11 protein-coding genes are annotated in these 20,129 nt (G+C 75.0%); 3 read left to right on the forward strand and 8 right to left on the reverse strand.

The annotated features are described in order from the left end of the window. The first annotated feature begins 118 nt into the window (after positions 1–118). From ABZ117_RS15830 to ABZ117_RS15840, 3 genes are all read left to right on the forward strand, one after another. Positions 119–7,474: an amino acid adenylation domain-containing protein gene (locus ABZ117_RS15830; protein WP_356821103.1), complete on the forward strand. Its 7,356-nt coding sequence runs from the start codon at positions 119–121 to the stop codon at positions 7,472–7,474. A gap of 137 nt (positions 7,475–7,611) precedes the next feature. Next, entirely contained in the window at positions 7,612–8,598 is a 987-nt protein-coding gene (locus ABZ117_RS15835) for a TauD/TfdA family dioxygenase (RefSeq protein WP_356821105.1), read from the forward strand. A 27-nt stretch (positions 8,599–8,625) separates the two neighbouring features. After that, positions 8,626–9,183, forward strand: a complete 558-nt coding sequence (locus tag ABZ117_RS15840; RefSeq protein ID WP_356821107.1) for a hypothetical protein — start codon at positions 8,626–8,628, stop codon at positions 9,181–9,183. Between the two features lie 214 nt (positions 9,184–9,397). Here ABZ117_RS15840 and ABZ117_RS15845 read toward each other — a convergent pair whose 3' ends face one another. The 8 genes from ABZ117_RS15845 to ABZ117_RS15880 form a co-directional block, all read right to left on the reverse strand. Next, entirely contained in the window at positions 9,398–11,692 is a 2,295-nt protein-coding gene (locus ABZ117_RS15845) for a lantibiotic dehydratase (RefSeq protein WP_356821108.1), read from the reverse strand. An 11-nt stretch (positions 11,693–11,703) separates the two neighbouring features. After that, positions 11,704–11,967 (reverse strand): acyl carrier protein, encoded by a 264-nt coding sequence (locus ABZ117_RS15850; RefSeq protein WP_356821110.1) that lies wholly within the window; start codon positions 11,965–11,967, stop codon positions 11,704–11,706. A gap of 102 nt (positions 11,968–12,069) precedes the next feature. Beyond that, positions 12,070–13,032 (reverse strand): threonine/serine dehydratase, encoded by a 963-nt coding sequence (locus tag ABZ117_RS15855; RefSeq protein ID WP_356821112.1) that lies wholly within the window; start codon positions 13,030–13,032, stop codon positions 12,070–12,072. Next, on the reverse strand, positions 13,029–14,576 hold the full coding sequence (locus tag ABZ117_RS15860; RefSeq protein ID WP_356821114.1) for an amino acid adenylation domain-containing protein: 1,548 nt from the start codon (positions 14,574–14,576) through the stop codon (positions 13,029–13,031). The genes ABZ117_RS15855 and ABZ117_RS15860 overlap by 4 nt, the downstream gene beginning before the upstream one ends. Then, positions 14,573–16,894 (reverse strand): lantibiotic dehydratase, encoded by a 2,322-nt coding sequence (locus ABZ117_RS15865; protein ID WP_356821116.1) that lies wholly within the window; start codon positions 16,892–16,894, stop codon positions 14,573–14,575. Before ABZ117_RS15865 ends, ABZ117_RS15860 begins: the two co-directional genes overlap by 4 nt. Continuing rightward, a complete protein-coding gene (locus tag ABZ117_RS15870; protein ID WP_356821118.1) occupies positions 16,887–17,840 on the reverse strand; it encodes an ornithine carbamoyltransferase in 954 nt (317 codons plus the stop codon). Before ABZ117_RS15870 ends, ABZ117_RS15865 begins: the two co-directional genes overlap by 8 nt. Before the next feature lie 80 nt (positions 17,841–17,920). Then, the gene (ectB, locus tag ABZ117_RS15875; RefSeq protein WP_356821120.1) at positions 17,921–19,222 is read right to left on the reverse strand and encodes a diaminobutyrate--2-oxoglutarate transaminase; all 1,302 of its coding nucleotides are present in this window, start codon (positions 19,220–19,222) and stop codon (positions 17,921–17,923) included. Positions 19,223–19,462: 240 nt separating this feature from the next. Then, on the reverse strand, positions 19,463–20,125 hold the full coding sequence (locus tag ABZ117_RS15880; RefSeq protein WP_356821121.1) for a LuxR C-terminal-related transcriptional regulator: 663 nt from the start codon (positions 20,123–20,125) through the stop codon (positions 19,463–19,465). Positions 20,126–20,129: the final 4 nt, after the last annotated feature.

Raw genomic sequence — 20,129 nt, forward strand, 5'->3', positions numbered from 1 at the left:
CGGCCAAAAGCTTCGCCCTGCTGACCCTGCCGCCGGCCCGTCCGCCGTCGGCAGGCTGCTGCCTGGCCGGTGGACCGTCGCCGGACCGGACCCCGTCGCACGCACAGGAAGGCGAAGGATGAGCACGAGCCCGAGCTCCCGCACGGAGCTGCTGCAGCGACGCCTGCGCGGCTTGACGAAGAAGCGGCAGGACGGGATCGCCCCCGTTCCCCGGGACGGCGCTCTCCCGCTGTCGTTCGCGCAGCACCGGATGTGGGTGCTCGACCAGCTCCAGCCGGGCGGCACCGAGTACCTGATGCCGCTGCTGCTGCGCCTGCCCGGCCCGGTCGACCCGGTGGTGCTGCGGCGGGCCCTGGACGCGCTGGTGGCCCGGCACGAGGTGCTGCGCACCCGCTACCCGGCGGTGGACGACGAGCCGGTGCTGGTGATCGACGCGCCGGGCCCGATCGCCCTGACCACCGTGGACCTGCGCGGCGCGGACGGCCAGGACGGCGGGCCCGGCGCGGACAGCGGTGCCGGCGCGGCCCTCGCGCAGGCCGAGCGGCGGCTCGCCGAGCTGGTGGCCGAGGACGGCCGGCGCCCCTTCGACCTGGCCGCCGAGCACCCGGTCCGGGCGCTGCTCGCCAGGCTCGGCGAGGACACCCACGCGCTGCTGCTCACCCTCCACCACATCGCCTCCGACGGATGGTCCGAAGGTGTGCTGCTCGGTGAACTGGACCAGCTCTACGAGGCGTTCGCCGCCGGCCGGCCCGCCCCCCTGGAACCGGCCGGCCTCCAGTACGCGGACTTCGCCGCCTGGCAGCGCGAGCAACTCTCCGGCGACCGCCTGGCGGCCCAGCTCGCCTACTGGCGCACCACTCTGGCCGGCCTCACCCCGCTGGCGCTGCCCACCGACCGGCCGCGCGGCTCGGTCCGGGACGCCGCAGGCGCGACCGCGGCCTTCACCATCCCGGCCGAACTTGTGGAGCCGCTGGTCGAGTTGGGGCGGGGCCAGGGCGCGACCCCGTTCATGGTGTTCCTGGCCGCCTTCCAGCTGCTGCTCGGCCGCAGCTGCGGGCAGCGCGACGTGGTGGTCGGCACCCCGGTGGCGGGCCGGGACCGCGCCGAGACCCAGGCCATGGTCGGCCTGTTCGCCAACACGGTGGCGCTGCGCACCGATCTGTCCGGCGCCCCGTCCTTCCTCGAACTCCTGGGCCGGGTCCGGGAGACCGCGCTCGGCGCGTTCACCCACCAGGAGACCCCGTTCGAGCGGCTGGTGGACGAGCTGGCGCCGGAGCGCGATCCCTCCCGCAACCCGATCTTCCAGGTGGTCTTCCAGCTGGTCGCCCACACCCCGGCCGAGCCGGGCGCGCTGCGCGCCGGGCAGCAGCCGGTGGACTGGCGCACCGCCAAGTTCGACCTCGGCCTGGCGCTGGGCAGCACCGTCGAGGGCACCATCACCGGCCGACTGGAGTACGCCACCGCGCTGTTCGACGAGGCGACGATCCACCGGACGATCGCGCACTACCTGCGGCTGCTGGCCGACATCGTCGCCGAGCCGGGCAAGCCGGTCGACCGGCTCGAACTGCTGCCGGACGCCGAGCGCGCCCTCCTCGCCTCCTGGAGCGGATCCGGCCGCAGCTACGCCGCCGAACGGACCCTGCCCGAGGTCTTCGAGCGCTGGGCCGGCCGCACCCCCGACGCGCCCGCCGTCAGCTGCGAGGACGTCTCCCTCAGCTACGGTGAACTGAACGCCCGGGCCAACCGCCTGGCCCACCGGCTGCGCGCGCTCGGCGCCGGCCCGGAGAAACTGGTCGGAGTGCGGTTCGAGCGCGGGCTCGACCTGGTGGTGGCGCTGCTCGGCGTACTCAAGTCCGGGGCCGGCTACCTCCCGCTGGACCCCGGCCAGCCGGCCGACCGCCTCGGCTACATCCTGGCCGACGCCCGGGTGACGGCCCTGGTCGCCGACCGGCGCACGGGTGAGGAGGCCGTCACCACCCTGCTGCTCGGCGAGGACGACCAGCAGTGGCCCGACACCGACCCGGTCCCGCTCGCGAGTTCCGGCAACACCGCGTACGTCATCTACACCTCCGGCTCCACCGGAGCGCCCAAGGGCGTCCAGGTCACCCACGCCAACGTGCTGCGGCTGCTGGGCTCCTGCCAGGAGGACTTCGGCTTCGGCCCCGAGGACGTGTGGACGCTCTTCCACTCCTACGCCTTCGACTTCTCGGTCTGGGAGCTCTGGGGCGCGCTGCTGAACGGCGGCCGGGCCGTGGTGGTGCCGTTCGCCGTCTCGCGCTCGCCGCAGGACTTCCTCGACCTGCTGGTCACCGAGCGGGTCACCGTGCTCAACCAGACTCCCTCCGCGTTCCGCGGCCTCCAGGAGGCGGTGGCGCTGGCCGACCTGCGGCCCGGTGCCCTCGCGGTGCGGACCGTGGTATTCGGCGGCGAGGCGCTGGACGTCACCGAACTGGCGCCCTGGTTCGATCGGTTCGGCGACCAGCGGCCGTCGCTCGTCAACATGTACGGCATCACCGAGACCACCGTGCACGTCACCTACCGCCCGGTCCGGGCCGGCGAGGAGGCCGGCGCCCGGCGCAGCCCGATCGGCCGCCCGCTCGGCGACCTGCGGCTCTACCTGCTGGACTCCGACCTCAACCAGGTGCCGGTCGGCGTCCCGGGCCAGCTCCACGTGTCCGGACCCGGCCTGGCGCGCGGATACCTGGGCCGTCCGGGCCTGACCGCCGAGCGGTTCCTGCCCGACCCGTTCGCCACCGTGCCGGGGGCCAGGATGTACCGCACCGGCGACCTGGCGCGCTACGACGCCGACGGCGAACTGGAATTTCTCGGCCGGGCCGACGAGCAGGTGAAGATCCGCGGCCACCGGATCGAGCCCGGCGAGATCGAGGCGGCCCTCGGCAGCCAGCCCGAGGTGGAGAGCAGCCTGGTGATCGCGCACCGCCGCCCGGGCGAGCGGGAGGCCCGGCTGGTCGCGTACGTCGCGCCGCGGGCCGGCCACTCGGTCGAGGTGGCGGAGTTGCGGGCCCGGCTCGGCCGGACGCTGCCCGGCTACATGGTGCCCGCCCTCCTCGTCCCGCTGGACGCCTTCCCGATGACGGCCAACGGCAAGATCGACCGCCGGGCGCTGCCCGACCCCGAGGCGTACGGCGCCCGCGGAGCGGGCGAGTACGTCAACCCCCGGACCAGGACCGAGCAGATCGTCGCCGAGACCTGGGCCGAGGTGCTCGGCCTGCCGAAGGTCGGTGCCCTCGACAACTTCTTCGAGCTGGGCGGCGACTCGATCCGTGCGATCAAGGTGGTCGGCGCGCTGCGCCGGCGCGGGGTCGACCTGACGGTGCAGAACCTGCTGGTGCACCAGAGCGTCGAGGGCCTGGCCGGGTTCGCCGAGACGGCCGCGCCCGGCGGGCAGGCGAGCGTCGAGGAGGAGCGGGTGGCGCCGTTCGCGCTGCTGTCGCCCGCCGACCGCACGGCCCTGCCGCCCGGCCTGGTGGACGCCTACCCGCTCGGGATGGTGCAGGCCGCGATGGTCTACCAGATGCTCGCCGACCGGGACGAGAGCCCGTACCACAACATCACGCTCTTCCCGTTCATCGACGACGCGCCGTTCTCGCTGCCGGCGCTGCGCGAGGCGGCCGCCCAGCTCACCAGGCGGCACGAGATCCTGCGCACCGGCTTCGACCTCACCGGCTTCTCCGAGCCGCTGCAATTCGTGCACGCCGAGGCCGTCGCCCAGGTCGGCTACGACGACCTGCGCGGGCTCGACGAGGAGCAGGTGCGGGCGGAGCTGGAGCGCTTCACCGCCGAGACCCGCCGCACGCCCTTCGACATCGGCGAGGCGCCGATGCTGCGCTTCCACGTCCACCAGACCGCCGAGGACCGCTGGACCTTCTCCTTCATCGAGTGCCACGCGATCCTCGACGGCTGGAGCCACCACTCGCTGATCGACGAGGTGATGGGCGACTACCGGGCGATCCGCGCCGGGCAGGCCCCGGCCGGCCCCGCCGGGCACACCGTCCGGTTCGCCGACCACGTCGCGCTGGAGCGGCGCTCGCTCGCCTCCACCGCGGACCGGGAGTTCTGGCGGGCGCGCGTCGCCGGCTTCGAGCGGGTCGCCCTGCCGCCCGCCTGGGCCGCCGACCCGCGGGCCGGCGAGCGGGCGTTCCAGGTCACCGTGCCGTTCCGGGACCTCGAGCCGGGCCTGCGCCGGCTGGCCGCCACCGCCGGGGTGCCGCTCAAGAGCGTGCTGTTCGCCGCCCACCTGAAGGCGGTGGCCACGATCAGCGGCAGCCACCGCTTCCACAGCGGCCTGGTCTGCAACGGCCGCCTGGAGACCGACGGCGGTGAGCTGGTCCGCGGCATGCACCTCAACACCCTGCCGCTCGGCGTCGAGCTGACCGGCGCCACCTGGAGCGAACTGGCCGGGCAGGTCTTCACCGCCGAGGTGGAGGCCTGGCCGCACCGCCGGTTCCCCCTGCCGGAGATGCAGCGCTCCTGGGGCGAGGGCACTCCGCTCGTCGACGTCGCCTTCACCTACCTGGACTTCCACGTCCTGGACAGCCGGCAGATCGACTCCGGCAAGGTGGTCGACGTCAGTCCCAACGAGTTCGCGCTGGACGTGTGGACCTTCCCCGGCGTGGTCTTCATCTCCGGCCGGCCCGAGCGGATCAGCCGCGCCAACGGGCGCCGGCTGGCCGCGCTGTACCGGCGGATCCTGGAGGCGATGGCCGCCGACCCGCTGGGCGACGCCCGGGGCAGCGTCCTGGCCGCCGAGGAGCACGCCCGGCTGGCGGAGTTCGCGACCGGCCCTGCCACGGCCTACCCGGACGCCTGCCTGCACCAGCTGTTCGAGGCGCAGGCCGAGCGCACCCCGAGGGCCACGGCGCTGCGCTGCGCCGACGGCAGCACCCTCGACTACGCCGCACTCAACGCCCGCGCCAACCGGTTGGCCCGGCGCCTGGGCGAGCTCGGGGTCGGCCAGGAGTCCCGGGTCGGCGTGCTGCTGCGCCGCGGCCCGGAGCTGGTGGTCGCGCTGCTGGCGGTCCTCAAGGCGGGCGCCGGCTACCTGCCGCTCGACCCGGGCCACCCGGCGGCCCGGCTGACCGCACTCGTCGCCGAGACCGGTGCCCGGGTGGTGCTCACCCAGACCGCCCTGGCCGGTCTGCTCGCCGCGAGCGCCGCCGAGCCGCTGCTGGTCGACCGGGACCCCGGCATCGCCGGCCAGGACCCGGGCAACCCCGGCCTGCCGGTGACGCCGGACTCGCTGGCCTACGTGATCTACACCTCCGGCTCGACCGGCATGCCGAAGGGCGTGATGATCGAGCACCGCAACCTGGTCAACTACGTGTGCTGGTGCCTGGACGGCTACCGGCCGCTGGGCGGCACCGGCGCTCCGCTGTACTCCTCGATGGCCTTCGACCTCCCGGTCACCTCGCTCTTCCCCGCGCTGCTCTCCGGCCAGCCGGTCACCCTCACCGAGGACGACGGCACGCCCGGGATCGACGCCCTGGTGGCGGAGCTGGAGCGTGGCGGGTTCGGGCTGCTGAAGCTGACGCCCTCCCACCTGGCGCTGCTGAACCAGTCGCTGTCGCCCCAGGCACTGCGCGGCGCGGCCGGGCGCCTCATCGCCGGCGGCGAGGAGCTCACCCGGGAGATGGTCTCGCGCTGGGCCGAGCACGCGCCGGACACCGTGGTGGACAACGAGTACGGCCCGACCGAGACCACCGTCGGCTGCTCCCACCTCGAAGGCACCCCGGGCGAGCTGCCGGCCGGCGTGCTGCCGATCGGCCGTCCGTTCGCCAACACCACGATGCGGGTGCTGGACCGCGACATGCAGCTGGTGCCGGTCGGGGTGGTCGGCGAACTGTACATCGGCGGGGCGCAGTTGGCCCGCGGGTACGTCGAGCGGCCGGAGCTGACCGCCGAACGCTTTGTGCCGGACCCGTACGCGGCACGCCCCGGCGAGCGGCTCTACCGGTCCGGCGACCTGGCCCGCTACCGGGAGGACGGGGTGCTGGAGTTCGCCGGCCGGGTGGACCACCAGGTGAAGATCCGCGGCTACCGGATCGAGCCCGGCGAGGTGGAGGCCGCGCTGCGCCGCGAGGCCGGGCTGCGCGAGGTCGCGGTGCACGTGGCGAGCACGCCGGGCGGCGAGAAGGAACTGGCCGCCTACCTGGTGCCGGCCGGCGACACCGCGCTCGATCCGGTGGCGCTGCGCGACCGGCTGGCCCAGGTGCTGCCGGCCCACCTGGTGCCGTCCAGGTACCTGGTGCTCGACGAGCTGCCGATGACGCCGAGCGGCAAGATCGACCTGGCGAGGCTGCCGAAGGACACCCAGCCGGTCTCCGCCCGCCCCTACCGTGCCCCGCGCACGGCCGTGGAGAACATCCTGGCCCGGGCCTGGGCCGCGGCGCTCAAGCGCGAGCAGGTGGGGATCGACGACAGCTTCACCGAGCTGGGCGGCCACTCCCTGACGGTGATGCAGGTGATCACCAAGCTCCGGGCCGAGCACGGCTACAAGCTCACCTTCCAGGACTTCTACCGGCACCGGACCGTGGCCGAGCTGGCCGCCGTGGTGACCGACGCCAAGGCGGCGGAGGGCGCGGGTGTCCCGGACGGCCCGAGCGGCGCGCAGGCCAGGGCGGCGGACTCGATCGTCTGGCTGCGCCGCACCGGCAGCCGGCCGCCGCTGTTCTGCGTGCACCCCGGCAGCGCCCACTGGTTCGCCGAGCTGGCCGACCACCTGGACCCGGACCAGCCGGTGGCCGCCTTCGAGTGGCCGGGCCTGAGCCGTCCGTGCCCGGCGCCGGAGAGCGTCGAGCAGGTCGCCGAGCTGAACCTGGCCGAGCTGCGGCGGATCGCCCCCAGCGGTCCGTACCACCTGCTCGGCTGGTGCGGCGGCAGCCAGATCACCACCGAGATGGTGCGCCGACTGCACGCGGCGGGCGAGGAGGTCACCTTCCTGCTGCTCGACCCCGCGCTGGACACCTACGAGCGGGAGAACATGCACGAGTTCGTCCGCCGTTTCGAGCGGGCCGAGGCGGCGTTCGCCGAACTCGCCGACGCCGCACGCTCCGGAGCCGGCCGGGAGCGGGTGGCCGAGCTGCGGCAGCGGGCCGGTGACCTGCTCAACGGGATCCTGGACGACGGCGAGGTGGCCCCGCCGGAGCCGGGCGACGACTTCTGGCCGGGGCGGATCCGGGTCTGGCGGGAGCTGCTACAGACCCGGCTGGCCTACCGCCACAAGCCGTACCAGGGTCGGCTTCACCTGCTCGCGGGTGACGACGTCGCGGCGGGCGAGCACGAGGTCGCGGAAGGGGTCAGCTTCGAGGACTTCACCGCGCGCTGGCGGGAGCTGGCCTCCGGCGGGCTGACGGTCCACCGGGTGGGCGGCAACCACCTGGGCGTCCTGAAGGCGCCCCATGTCGCCCAGGTCGCGGCGGTGCTGACCGGCCTGCTGGCCGGCGAGCAGCAGTAAGCACCCGGCCGGGGCAGGTGGCCGGGCCCGCCCGCCCCGGTGCCGGACGAACCGGCCGGCGCGTGCACGACCCACCCGCCGGGTCCGTCAGTCGAGCCCGGCCGGGACCACGTACCACCGACGAAGGAAGTGAACCGATGCCCCCCGTCCTCACAGCGGACTCGCACGACAGCGTGGTGACCCTGGACCCCAGCGCGTCCATGGCCGTCGAGAGCCTGGCCGCCGACCTCCTGTCCTTCGCGGACGGACGGATCGACGATCCCGCCTGGATCCGCCAAGCCGGCCGGCGCCGCCACGAGCTGCCCACCCCCCTGCGCAGATCCCTGGCCGACTTCGGCCGGGACCCAGGACCGGCCGGCGCGCTGCTGATCCGCGGCCTGCCGGTCGACGAGGAGCTGATCGGGCCGACCCCCATGGTCAGCGGCTCGGTCCAGCGCGAGGCCACCATCCCCGCGGCCGTCCTGATGCTCCTCACCCACGCGCTCGGCGAGCCGATCTCCTTCCGGCCCGAGAAGTCCGGCGCGATGGTCCACGACGTGGTCCCGGTGCCGGGCAGCGAGGAGTTCCAGGGCAACGAGGGCTCGGCCCTGCTGACCTTCCACAACGAGAACGCCTTCCACCCGCACCGCCCCGACTTCGTCCTGCTGCTGTGCGTGCGGGCGGACCACGACCGGGTGGCCGGGCTGCGCACCGCCTCCATCCGGCAGGTCCACCACCTGCTCGGCGACACCCACCGGGACGCGCTCTTCGAGCCCGAGTTCAGCACCGCGCCGCCGCCCTCCTTCGCACTGCCCGCGGCGCACTCCCGGCCGCACCCGGTGCTCAGCGGCGCTCGCGAGGACCCGGACCTGCTGGTCGACTTCGCCGCCACCGAGCCGCTCACCGAGCGGGCGGCGCAGGCCATGCTCGAACTCCAGCGCCTCTTCGCGGCGCACGCGCTGACCCATCACCTGCTGCCCGGTGACCTGGCGATCGTCGACAACCGGGTCACCGCGCACGGCCGCACCGGTTTCGCGCCGCGCTACGACGGACGCGACCGCTGGCTGCACCGCACCTTCGCGACCCAGAACCTGCGCCGCTCGCGTGTCCACCGGGCGGGCGACGGCCACGTCGTGACCGGCTGACGTCGAGTCAGAGGCGGGGAGGACCCGGTGGCGCGGCCGATCGTGCGAGGCGTCACCGTCTCGTTCGCCGGTGTCCTGATCACGGTCGCGGCCGGCGGCGAGCCGCCCGCCGCGACCGCGCACTTCCTGCGGCCGGCCGCGGGACGCGGCGTCCCGGTCGGCACCGTGGCGTTCCGGGGCGGCCCGGAGGCGGTGACGTTCACCGTCCCGCGGCCGCACGGGCCGGCCCCCGCCGTGGCGGCAGCGGCGCCGGCCCCGGCCGCTGCCGACCGGGTCCGCCCGGACGACCGGGTGGTCGAGGCGGCGCTGCGCGGCGCCGGCCCGCGACCGGCCCCCGCGACGGCGGCGGCCTTCTGCGCGGCGCCGGCCCGCGCGGGGGTGTGCCCGGCGGCCACCTCGTTCGGCTCCCGCCGGCTCGGCGCGTCCCGCCCGCAGGCGCAACTCGGCCGGACAGTGCGCGCGTTGCGCGAGAGCTTCGGGACCGGCGTGCTCGGTACCGGTGCACCGGCCGAGCCGCGGCGGTCGGGCCGGCTGCCGGCCCTCGGTGACGGCTCCCTGACGGCCCCTCGGCTGACCGCACCCTGACGGGCCCCTCGGCTGACCGCACCCTGACGGACCTTCGGCTGACCGCTCCCCGACAGATCCTCTCGGCCGGTCCCTGACGGACCGCCGGCGCTCCGGCACCAGCCGTCCGTCAGCGTACGGCCCCGGCGGTCCGTCAGTGTTCGCTGCCCGGCGTGGCACGGCGGCGGGCCGCCCCCGGCCGGTCTTCGGGGGCGGCCCGTCCGGCCGGCCTGCGTCAGTCGCCGAGGGCGACGAAGCGCAGTTCGCTGGTGTAGCGGTTGCCCTGGTCGTCGGTGAGCCAGGTCTGCTCCGGGCTGGGCAGCATCTCGGTGACCGTCAGCCGGCCCTCCGGGTCCTGCCGGGCCAGCCGGCGGGCCGCCTTGGCGAACAGGTTGACGTACGCCGGACTCTCGAAGTCCACGAAGAACGGCCGGGGTTCGGCCGGCGTGGTGACGAAGACGAACCTGGGCAGCCCGCTCGCGGCGTGCCAGCGGCGGACCCGCACGAAGCGGCGCGCCTCGTTCTTGTCCTGGGCGCAGTCCAGCGCGGCGCCGGCGTACCGCCAGGTCTCCCGGGCCAGCACCATCCGGTCCACGGTGATCCGGGGCGTGTGGTCGGCCTCCGGCAGCAGCCGGCAGAGGTCGATCACCAGCGTGGTCAGCACGTGCGCGAAGACGTCCAGCACACCGAAGACCGCGCCGTCGGGCAGCCGGACCACCAGGCGGCCGTCCTGCCGCTCCACCACCGCCTCGGCGCTCGGCACGGTGCGCTCCCGGTGCGGGTCGGCGCCGTGGTCGAGCAGGGCGATCTGGTAGTCCTCGGGGCGGACCAGGGCGTGCCGGACCCGGGTGGAGAGCCGGGCCCGGTGCTCCTTGGGCAGCAGCGGCATCAGCCGCGGCCGCGGGTGGTCCAGGCCGGTCTGCGCGAACAGCTCGGCCGGGGCCGGGTGCTGGTGGACGAAGAGCGAGGCACCGAGAGTGTTGATGGCCACGTGCAGCTCGCCGAGCACCAGCTCGAACTCGCCCCGTTCGACGGCCCGCAGGCCGTCGGCGGCGAGCATCACGTCCGGGCTGAGGTAGCGGGCCGCGGTCCAGCCGGCCGACCGCTCGTCGAAGGCGGCCCGCACCGCCCCGGCGATGTCCGCCGCGGCGACCGCGACGTTGCCCTCGTGCTCCGGCAGGCGCAGGATCGCGGACCAGCGGTGCCAGAACTCGCGCTGCAGTGCGGCCGCCTCGCCGGCCGCGTCACCGTGCAGGATCGGCATGCAGGCGAACCAGAACGACGCCAGATCCACCGGTCCGCCGGCGGCCTTGCTCAGCCGCTCGTGGACCTGTTCGGCCAGTGCCAGCACCCGGGACGCCAGGTGGGAGGTGAGCCAGCCGGCGCTGGTCATCAGCAGGTCCAGCGGTTCCAGCGCCCGCAGCACCTCGGCGCCGACCGTGGCGGTCGCGGCCCTGATGCTGTCCGAGTAGACGAGGGTGCGGCAGGGCGCGGTGGTGCTGCCCTTCTCGCGGGCCGCCGCCGTGTCGGTCAGCTCCCGGAAGTCGGATTCCAGGGCGGCCAGCGCCGCGGTCAGCTCCGGCCCGGTGGCCGCGGCGGCGACCCCGGCCCGGCCGCGTTCGAGCACCTCCAGCATGGCGAGGCCGCGCCGGCGCGCCGGCTCGTCACCGACCCGCTCCAGCCAGTCCCGCAGGTGGCGCTCGGGGTGGGTGCCGGCCGGCACCTCCAGCCTGCGGACGATCCAGCGCCGCCGGGCCAGCTGATCGAGCAGGTCCTCGACCTGCTGCGGCGCGGCCCGGCCGGCCAGCTCGCGCCGGATCTCCCGGGCCGGGCGCCGGCCGTCGCACAGCCGCAGGACCGCCAGCTCCAGCTCGGTGGCCGGCTGCGCGGGCCGGCCGGGCAGCAGGACCGCCGCCGCGCCGGTGCGCAGGTACGGCATGCGGCGCGGGGCGACCCACTCGCGCAGCCGCGGGTCGGCGTCCAGGACCTTGGCCAGCTCGTCGATCGACCAGCTGGAGAAGTACACCTTGGTCCTGGCCACCAGGCCCTCGCCCGGCTCGACCGTCACGCCGGGCCGGTCCGGGTCGAGGGTGCCCCAGCCGACCGGGCCGAAGAAGCCGATGGTGTCGTTCTTGACGCAGAACCGCTGCCAGTAGTGCGCCACCAGCTCCTCGCGCTGCCGGTGGCCGCTGGTCCGCCCGGCCGCGCTCGGCTCCCAGCGCACGAACGGCTCCACGGCGCGGCCGACCACCGCGCGGTTCTGCCAGGCCACCGCGGCCTGGAAGTCCGGCCGGGCGGCGATCCGTTGCAGCTCCCTGGCGCCGTCCACCGCGGCCTCGGCGAAGGCCGCCTCGAATGCCTTCCAAGCCGGCCCGGTCAGCGCGGCCCGCGGTCCCAGGGCGTCGGCCGCCCGGGCCAGTTCGGGCGCGGCCAGCCGCAGCACCCCGTCGGCCGGGAAGCCCGGCCCGCGCAGGGCGAACTGCCGCCACAGCTGCCACTTGTCCCCCAGCGGGACGGTTCTCCCGGCCATGGTGCCCCCTCCTAGCTCAGGCCGGCGTCGGCGATGACGACCATGGCAAGGTCCTCGGGCGACGGGTAGGTGAAGACCAGGGCGACCGGCACCTCCGCACCGACGGCCTGCTGTAGCCGGGCGGTGATCTGGAAGGCGCTGAGCGAATCGCCGCCCGCCTCGAAGAAGTCGCTGAAGGTGTCCAGCGTGTCGTCGCCCAGCGTCTCGCGGTAGAAGGAGGCGATCAGCTCGGGCAGTTCTGCCGCTGCCACCTGCGGGCTGTGCGTGCTGGTCATCCGGTACCTCCGAGTGAGTAGCTGCTTGCTGTACGGGTGAGCCGGCGCGATGCCGGGAATCGGTGCGGTACCGCCGGCCGGGTGCCGGCGGTACCGCGGGGGTCAGACCGAAGCGGCCGGGGGACGGCCCAGCAGCCTGGCGGACAGTGCGGCGGGCGTGTTGCCCCCCGACACCACGACGGCGACGCGCTCGCCGCGCAGCCGGCGGCCCGCCGGACAGAGCGCCCCGGCCAGCGCGACGCTGCCGCTGGGCTCTGCGGGGACGCCCTCCCGGTGCAGCAGCCGCATGGCCCGCAGGATCGCCTCGTCGGCGACCTCGACCAGCGCGTCCACCCGCTCCTGCACGATGGGGAAGGTGACGGTGCCCGGCCGCTGCCCGCGCAGCCCGTCCGCGACGGTGTCCGACGGCGGCACGGCGACCGCTCGTCCGGCGGCCAGCGAGCGGGCGTACCGGTCGGCCCCGGCCGGCTCCACGCCGACGATCCGCACCGGGTGGCGGGCCGCCCGCGCGGCCAGGCAGATGCCGGCGAGCAGACCGCCGCCGCCGGTCGGGACGAAGACGGTGTCGACCTCGGGCGCCTGCTCGAAGATCTCCAGGCCCACCGTGCCCTGGCCCGCGACCACCAGCTCGTGGTCGGAGGAGGGCACGAGCAGCGCGCCGGTCCGCTTCGCGTGGGCCAGCGCCTGCCGTTCGCGCTCGGCCACGCCGCCGTCCACCCGCAGTACCCGCGCGCCCAGCGAGCGGATGACCCGCTCCTTGTCCGCGCTGGCCCCGGCCGCCATCACCACGGTGACCGGGACGCCGAGGGCCAGGCCGTTGCGGGCCACCGCGATGCCGTGGTTGCCCGAGGAACCGGTGACGATCTCGCCCGCGGTAGCCCCGGCCATCGCGTTGGCGGCGCCGCGGACCTTGAAGGAGCCGCTGTGCTGGAGGTGTTCGGCCTTGAGCAGGATGCCGGGCAGCGCGTCGAGGGCCAGCAGCGGGGTACGGCGCACCCGGTCGGCGATCCGGTCGGCCGCCGCCCGGACGTCCGCCAGCCCGAGTCGGGTCGGCAGGGCCGTCACGGTGTCCGGTCCGGGGAACCCAGCGCGCGGCGGTCGGCCTTGCCGGTGCTGGTGGTCGGCACCCGGTCGATCCGGGCGAAGCGGCGCGGCATCAGATGGAACGGCAGGGTCCGCGCCAGGTGGGCGCGGAGCGCGGCGTCGGTCACCCCGGCCAGTGCCCCGGAGAGGTGGGCGACCAGGTAGGTGCGGCCCCGGTCGTCGGTCTCCGCGGTGACCACGGCGCCGGTCACCGCGGGGTGGCCGAGCAGCTCGCCCTCGATCTCGGCCGGGTCCACCCGGTAGCCGCGAATCTTGATCTGCCGGTCGCCGCGGCCCAGGTACTCCAGGTTGCCGTCGGGCCGCCGCCGGGCCAGGTCGCCGGTCCGGTACATCCGCGCGCCGGGCGGGCCCGCCGGATCGGGCAGGAACCGCTCTGCGGTCAGCGCGGGGCGGCCGCAGTAGCCGCGCGCCACGCCGGCGCCGGCGATGTGAATCTCGCCGACCTCGCCGTCCGCCACCGGGTCGGACCCGCCGTCCAGCAGCCGCACGGCGACCCCGTCGATCGGCGTGCCGATCAGGTCGGCGGTGGTCTCCGGCCGCTCGGGCAGGTGCAGCCGGGTCGAGGTCATGGTGCACTCGGTCGGGCCGTACTGGTTGACCAGCCCGCCGCCGAGCGCCCGGTGGCCGCCCGCGGCGAGGAACGGCCGCAGCGACTCCCCGCTGGAGACGGTCAGCCGCAGCCCGCGCAGCTCCGCGGCGCTCGTCTCGTGCCGGGTCAGGAAGGTGAGCAGTGACGGGGTGGCGCTGAGCACCGTTTCCACGCCGAACCGCCGCACCGTCTCGGCGAAACCCTCCGCCCGGAGCAGCACCGAGCGGTCCACCAGGACCAGCCGGGCGCCCGCGACCAGCGGGGCGAAGGTGTCCCGGACGGACGCGTCGTAGCCGAGCGGCGCCAGCTGGAGCGCGGTGGTGTGCGGGCCCAGACCGTAGTCGCGGGCCACGAACCGCAGGTAGCGGGTGAGCCCGCGGTGCTCGATCAGCACCGCGTTGGGCGTCCCGGTCGAGCCGGATGTGTGCGAGACGTACGCCAGCGAGGACGCCACGATCTGCGGCAGCGCGGTCGGCGCGGCCGGATCCGGCGCGCCTTCGGAGCCCGCCCCGGCCTCCTCGTCGATCAGCACGGTCGGCCCGGGGACGGCGAGTTCGAGTTTCTCGGCCAGTGCGGCGGTGGTGAGCAGGACGCCGGCCCGGGCACTGGCGGCCATCGCCCGCAGCCGTGGCGGCGGCGCGTCCACGTCCAGGGTGAGGAAGGCACCGCCGGCCCGGGAGACGGCGGCCATCGCCACCACGGCGTGCGGGCCGCGCTCCAGCGCCACCGCGCAGACCCGCTCGGGACCGACCCCGCGAACGGCCAGCAGCCGGGCCAACCCGTCGATACGCGCGAGCAGTTCACCGTACGTCAGGACGCCCTCAGGGGTGACCAGGGCGGGCGCCCCGGGAGCACCGGCGGCGTGCGCCGCGATCGAGTCGACGTAGCTCGGCTCCACGGTCGGCTCTCCGGTCATCCGGCACCGCCCGGCGACTCGGAGCGGTCGACCGCGACGAAGCGCAGCTCGGAGGTGTACCTGCTGCCCAGGTCGTCGGTGAGCCACGCCTGTTCCGGGGTCGGAAGCATCTCGGAGACGGTCAGCCGGGCCTGCGGGTCCCGGGCGGCCAGCCGGCGGATCGCCTTGGCCAGGATGTTGACGTACACCGGGCTGTCGAAGTCCACGTAGAACGGCCGGGGTTCGGCGGGCGAGACCACGAAGACGTGCCGCGGCAGCTCCGTCGCGGCCTGCCAGTGGCGGGCCCGGACGAACCGCTTCGCCTCGCTCTTCTCGGTGGCGAACGGCAGTTGACCGGCGGCGAAGCGCCAGGTCTCGCGGGAGAGGACCATCTTGTCCACGGTGACCCTGGGGGAGTGGTCGGCGTCCGGGCGGATCCGGAACCGGTCCATCACCCGGTTGGTCATCGCGTGGCAGAAGACGTCGAGCAGGTCGAACACGGCGCCGTCGGGCAGTTCGGCGACCAGCCGGCCCGCCCGCTCCTCGACCGCCACGTCCGCACAGCGGACGGTGCGCGGCCGGCGCGGGTCGGCCGTGTGGTCCACGAGCGCGACGTAGTAGTCCTCCGGGCGGTCCAGCGCCGGGCGGCTGCGCGCGGACCAGCGGATCAGCGGCAGCTCCTTGGGCAGCATGGGGACCAGGCGGGGACCGGGGAAGTCCGCCGTGGTCTCCGCGATCAGCTCCTCGCGGTCCGGGTGCTGGGTGACGAAGAGCGAGGCGCCCAGCGTGTTCATCGCCACGTGCAGCTCGCCGAGCACCAGGCTGAACTCGCCCCGCTCCACGGCCCGGAGGTCCTCGGCGATGAGCATCACGTCCGGGCTGGCGTAGCGGGACAGCGACCAGCCGGCGCCCGGCTCCCCGAACGCCTTGTGGACCTGCTCGGCGATGTCGGCGGAGGCCCGCTCCACCCGGCGGGCACCCTCGGGGGCGGCGATGACGGCCGCCCAGCGCTCGCGCAGCTCCGCCTGGATGGCGTCGATGTCGGCGATCGACCGGCTGTGCGGGGCGGGCAGGCACTCGAACCAGAGCGAGCCCAGGTCCACCGTCCCCTGCCGCGCGCGCAGCCGCCGGTACGCGTCGGTGATCCGGGCGCCGACGACCTCGGCGAACCGGTCGGTCATCCAGCGGGCGGCGGTCAGGCACAGCTCCAGCGGGGTGAGGGCGTCCAGCACCGCACTGCCGACCCGGGCCGTCGCCGAGCGACGGCAGTCCGCGTACACCAGCGAGCGGTTGGGCGCCGTCCTGGCACCCTTCTCGCGCTGCGCCGGAGCCTGGGTCAGGCGGGCGAAGTCGGCCTCCAGGGCGGCGAGCGCCGCGACCAGCTCCTCCGCGTCGGTCCCGGCGGCCTGCACCCGGTCCCGGCCGCGCTCCAGCACGGCGAGTCCGGCCAGGGCCGGCTCGCGGACCGCCGGGTCGCCGACCCGCTCCAAGGTCTCGCGCAGGTGGCGCTCCGGGTAGGCGGTGGCGGGGATCTCCAGCCGCCAGGCGATCCAGCGCCGCCGGACCAGCTGGTCGAGGAGGTCCTCCACCTCTTCCGGCGCGGCCCGGTCGGCCAGCTCCCGCTGGATGTCCCGGGCCGGGCGCACCCCGTCGCAGCGCAGCAGCACCTCGCGCTCCAGCTCCGGCACCGGCTGCGCGGGCCGCCCCGGGATCCGTACCTGCGCCTCCCCGATCCGCAGGTACGGCAGCCGGCGCGGCGCCAGCCAGGGACGCAGACCCGGATCACGGTCCAGCGTCCTGGCCAGCTCGTCGATCGACCAGCTGGAGAAGAAGACCTCGGACCGGGTGATCAGGCCCGTGCCGCGGTCCACCTCGACCCCGCGCAGCTCCGGGTCGAGGGTGGCCCAGCCGACCGGGCCGAAGAAGCCGATGGTGTCGTTCTTGACGCAGAACCGCTGCCAGTAGTGCGCCACCAGTTCCTCCCGCTGGCGGGGCATGCTGGTCCGGCCGGCCGCGCTCGGCGTCCAGGCCAGGAACGGCGCGATGCCGGTGCGCAGCACGGTCCGGTTCTGCCAGGCCACCGCGGCCCGGAAGTCGGGCCGGCCGGCGATCGTCTGGAGCTCCCTGGCGGTCTCCACGGCCGCGTCGGCGAAGGCGGTCTCGAAGGACCGCCAGTCGGCTCCGGCCAGCTCCGCCCCGGCACCGAACCGGTCTGCCGCCTCGGCCAGGCCCTGCGGTGCCAGCCGCAGCACCCCGGTCACCGGGAAGCCCGGTCCGCGCAGCGCGAAGTGCCGCCACAGGCGCCAGCCGCCGCCGGGCAGCAGTACGGGCTCACTCATCGCCGTCTCCCTCGGGGGCGCCGCCGACGCACCACTCCAGCACCGCGCGGGCGCTGTGGTACTTGTTCTCGGCCTGCTCGAACGCGATCGAGGCGGGTCCGTCGAGCACCTCGGCGGTCACCTCGTCGCCGCGGTGCGCGGGCAGGTCGTGCATGAAGAGCGCGCCTGGGCTGGCCTCCATGACGGCCTTGTCGACCCGGAACGGCTCGAAGGCGCGCTGCCAGTCGGGGTCGGCCTTGGTGGTGCCGGTGGTCTGCCAACGAGTGGTGTAGACCACGTCTGCCTCGGGCAGGTCGGCCGGGTCGTGCCGATGCGTCACCAGCGCGCCGCCGGCCGCCGCGTACTCGGCGGCCCGGTCGAGGTAGTGCTGCTCGACCCCGTACCCCTGCGGAGTGCGCAGGTGCAGTTCGGTGCCGGGGTAGCGGGACAGCGCCAGCGTCAGCGCCGAGGCGGTGTTGTTGCCCTCGCCGAGGTAGAGCACCCGCAGGCCGTCGATCCGCCCGAACCGGCGCAGCAGTGTGGTGAGGTCGGTGAGCGCCTGCGTGGGGTGCTCGGCGGCGCTCATCGCGTTGACCACGGCCATCCGCCGCTGGGCGGCGAAGGCCCGCAGCTCGGCCTCGCCACCGGCGGTCCTGGCCACCAGCACGTCGAGCATCCGGGACAGCACCGCGGCGGTGTCCTCGACCGTCTCCCCGGTGTTCTCCTGGAGGTCCCCGGGGCCGTAGGTGATCAGCCGGCCGCCCAGGCGCAGGGCGCCGGCCGAGAAGGCGGTGCGGGTGCGGGTGGAGGTCTTGCGGAACAGCACGCCCACCACGGCGTCGTGCAGCGGGCGGGCGTCCTCGCGGCGGCCGGCGGCGAACTCGGCACCCCGCCGCACGATGCCGTGCATCTCCTCGAAGCCGAGGTCGTCGATCGAGATCAGGTGTCGGCGTAGCGGACCGGACATCTGCGGTCTCCTTCCTTGACGGGCTTGTCTGACGGCCTGGAACAGGGCTTGACGGACCCGGAAAAGGTCCTGGCGGAGCGTCAGTCGATTCGCAGGCCCTGTCGCAGCACGTCGAGCCCGCGGTCCAGCACGGCGGGATCGATGGTCAGCGGCGGCAGCAGCTTGACCACCTCGTCACGGCGGCCGCACAGTTCGACGATCAGCCCGTGCTCGAAGGCGTACTGCTGCAGTCGCTCGGCGCGCAGCGGGCCGGCGCCGGAGCCGAGGTCGATGCCGAGCGCCATCCCGCTCCCGCGCGTCACCAGTCCCCGCCCCAGCGCGTCCAGTTCGGCGCGGAACCGGTCCAGCCGGCCGATCGAGGCGGCGAGCTGGGTGTGGAAGGCGTCCTGCCGCCACAGCTCGCAGGCCGCGGTGGCGGCGACGAAGGCCAGCTGGTTGCCGCGGAACGTCCCGGTGTGCTCGCCCGGCTCCCAGACGTCCAGCTCCCGCTTGAACAGCACCAGGGAGAGCGGCAGCCCGTAACCGCTCAGCGACTTGGAGAGGGTCACCACGTCGGGGGTGATGCCGGCGTGCTCGAAGCAGAAGAACCGGCCGGATCGGCCGCAGCCCGCCTGGATCTCGTCCAGAATCAGCAGGATCCCGTGCCGCTCGGTGAGTTCGCGCAGGGCGCGCAGCCAGCCGGCGCTCGCGGGGTAGACGCCGCCCTCCATCTGCATCGGCTCCACGATCACCGCGGCGGGCAGGTCGACGCCCGAGGAGGAGTCGGTGAGCAGCCGCTCCAGGTAACCGATCGAGTCGAACCCGCCCTGCGGACCGTCCTCGTAGGGCACGAACGTGACGTCCTGCCCGGTGACCCCGCCCGCCCGGCGGGCCCGGCGGCTGCCGGTCACCGCGAGCGAACCGCGCGACATGCCGTGGTACGCGCCGGTGAACGCGACCAGGCCGGAGCGGCCGGTCTGCTTGCAGGCCAGCTTGAGCGCGGCCTCCACGGCGTCGGTGCCGGTCGGCCCGGTGAACTGCGCCTTGTAGTCCAGCCCGCGGGGCCGCAGCACGGTGTCGGCGAAGGCGGTCAGGAAGTCCCGCTTGGCCACGGTGTACATGTCCAGGCCGTGCGCGAGGCCGTCGGCGGCGAGGTAGCCGGCCACCCGGGCCTTGATGAAGTCGTTGTTGTGCCCGTAGTTGAGCGTCCCCGCACCGCAGAAGAAGTCGATGAAGGTCCGGCCGTCCTCGGCGAACAGCTCGGCGCCCTTGGCCCGCTCGAAGACGGCCGGGAACTTGCGGCAGTACAGCCGGACCTCCGACTCCAGGTCTTCGAAGATCTTGAACTCTGGCTCCGGCAGGGACTCCTGGCCGGTGGTCGGGGTGTCCTCGGCGATGTCCATCGGGTCCTCTCGGCAGGAAACGAGCCCGCGGCAGCCGCTCGTGACAGTGCCCGCAGGTGGAGGGAGGGTCGCCATGCCCGCCGGACGGACATGGGCAGGAGCAGCGTGCCGCCGGACCGTGGCGCGGCACCAGGGAACGAATGGCAGCCGCGCGGCCGCGTCGTTGCGCGTTTGTCCCGGTCCGGCCCGCGAGCCGGTCCGGCCCGGCCCGGCATCCCGTCCGGCCCGGCCGGTCGGGGGTCAGATCAGCCCGGTGCGCACCGCGTGCGCCACCGCGTGGGCCCGGTTACGGACCTGGAGCTGGCCCATCAGCTCGTAGATCACGTTTTTGACGGTGTGCTTGGAGCAGCGCAGCGTCGCGGCGATCGCCTCGTTGCCGTGGCCGTCCGCCATCAGCCGCAGCACCTTCAGCTGACGGCCGGTCAGCGTCGGGGGGCCCGGCCGCCGCCCGGGCCCGGCCGGCTCCGGCGATCCGTCGAGCAGGCGGGCCAGCGCCAGGTGGGAGAGCCGGCCCTCGCCGCGGTGGGCCGAGTGGACGGCCGCGGCCAGTCGCTCCGGCGTCGCCTCGGCGGACAGCACCATGGCCCGCGCGCCCACCCGCAACGCCTGCCGGGCGCCGTGGCGGGACAGCACGTCGGCCACCACAAGCAGCCGCTCGTGACCGCCCGGCAGGCCGGGCCGGCAGGCCTCGATCGCGCCCTCCACGGTGTCGCCGACGGCCACCAGCACGTCCTGCGGGGACGGATCCGGCGCCTCGGCCGGCCGGAGCCCCGCGATGATCAGCTTGGCCTCCACCACCGCGCGCGCCGCCGCGTCGCTCGACCGCACCCGCACCCGGACCCCCGTCCTGGGCGCGGTGGCGGCCGGGGCGGCCGTGGACGGGGCCGCGGCGGGGGCCGTCATCGTC

Origin of the sequence: Streptomyces sp. NPDC006309 (genome assembly GCF_040613095.1) — a bacterium.
Taxonomy (GTDB): domain Bacteria; phylum Actinomycetota; class Actinomycetes; order Streptomycetales; family Streptomycetaceae; genus Streptomyces.

Coding starts and splice junctions, on each gene's coding strand:
- ABZ117_RS15830 (WP_356821103.1), top strand. CDS start 119: ATGAGCACGAGCCCGAGCTCCCGCACGGAGCTGCTGCAGCGACGCCTG.
- ABZ117_RS15835 (WP_356821105.1), top strand. CDS start 7,612: ATGCCCCCCGTCCTCACAGCGGACTCGCACGACAGCGTGGTGACCCTG.
- ABZ117_RS15845 (WP_356821108.1), bottom strand. CDS start 11,692: ATGGCCGGGAGAACCGTCCCGCTGGGGGACAAGTGGCAGCTGTGGCGG.
- ABZ117_RS15850 (WP_356821110.1), bottom strand. CDS start 11,967: ATGACCAGCACGCACAGCCCGCAGGTGGCAGCGGCAGAACTGCCCGAG.
- ABZ117_RS15860 (WP_356821114.1), bottom strand. CDS start 14,576: ATGACCGGAGAGCCGACCGTGGAGCCGAGCTACGTCGACTCGATCGCG.
- ABZ117_RS15865 (WP_356821116.1), bottom strand. CDS start 16,894: ATGAGTGAGCCCGTACTGCTGCCCGGCGGCGGCTGGCGCCTGTGGCGG.
- ABZ117_RS15870 (WP_356821118.1), bottom strand. CDS start 17,840: ATGTCCGGTCCGCTACGCCGACACCTGATCTCGATCGACGACCTCGGC.
- ectB (WP_356821120.1), bottom strand. CDS start 19,222: ATGGACATCGCCGAGGACACCCCGACCACCGGCCAGGAGTCCCTGCCG.
- ABZ117_RS15880 (WP_356821121.1), bottom strand. CDS start 20,125: ATGACGGCCCCCGCCGCGGCCCCGTCCACGGCCGCCCCGGCCGCCACC.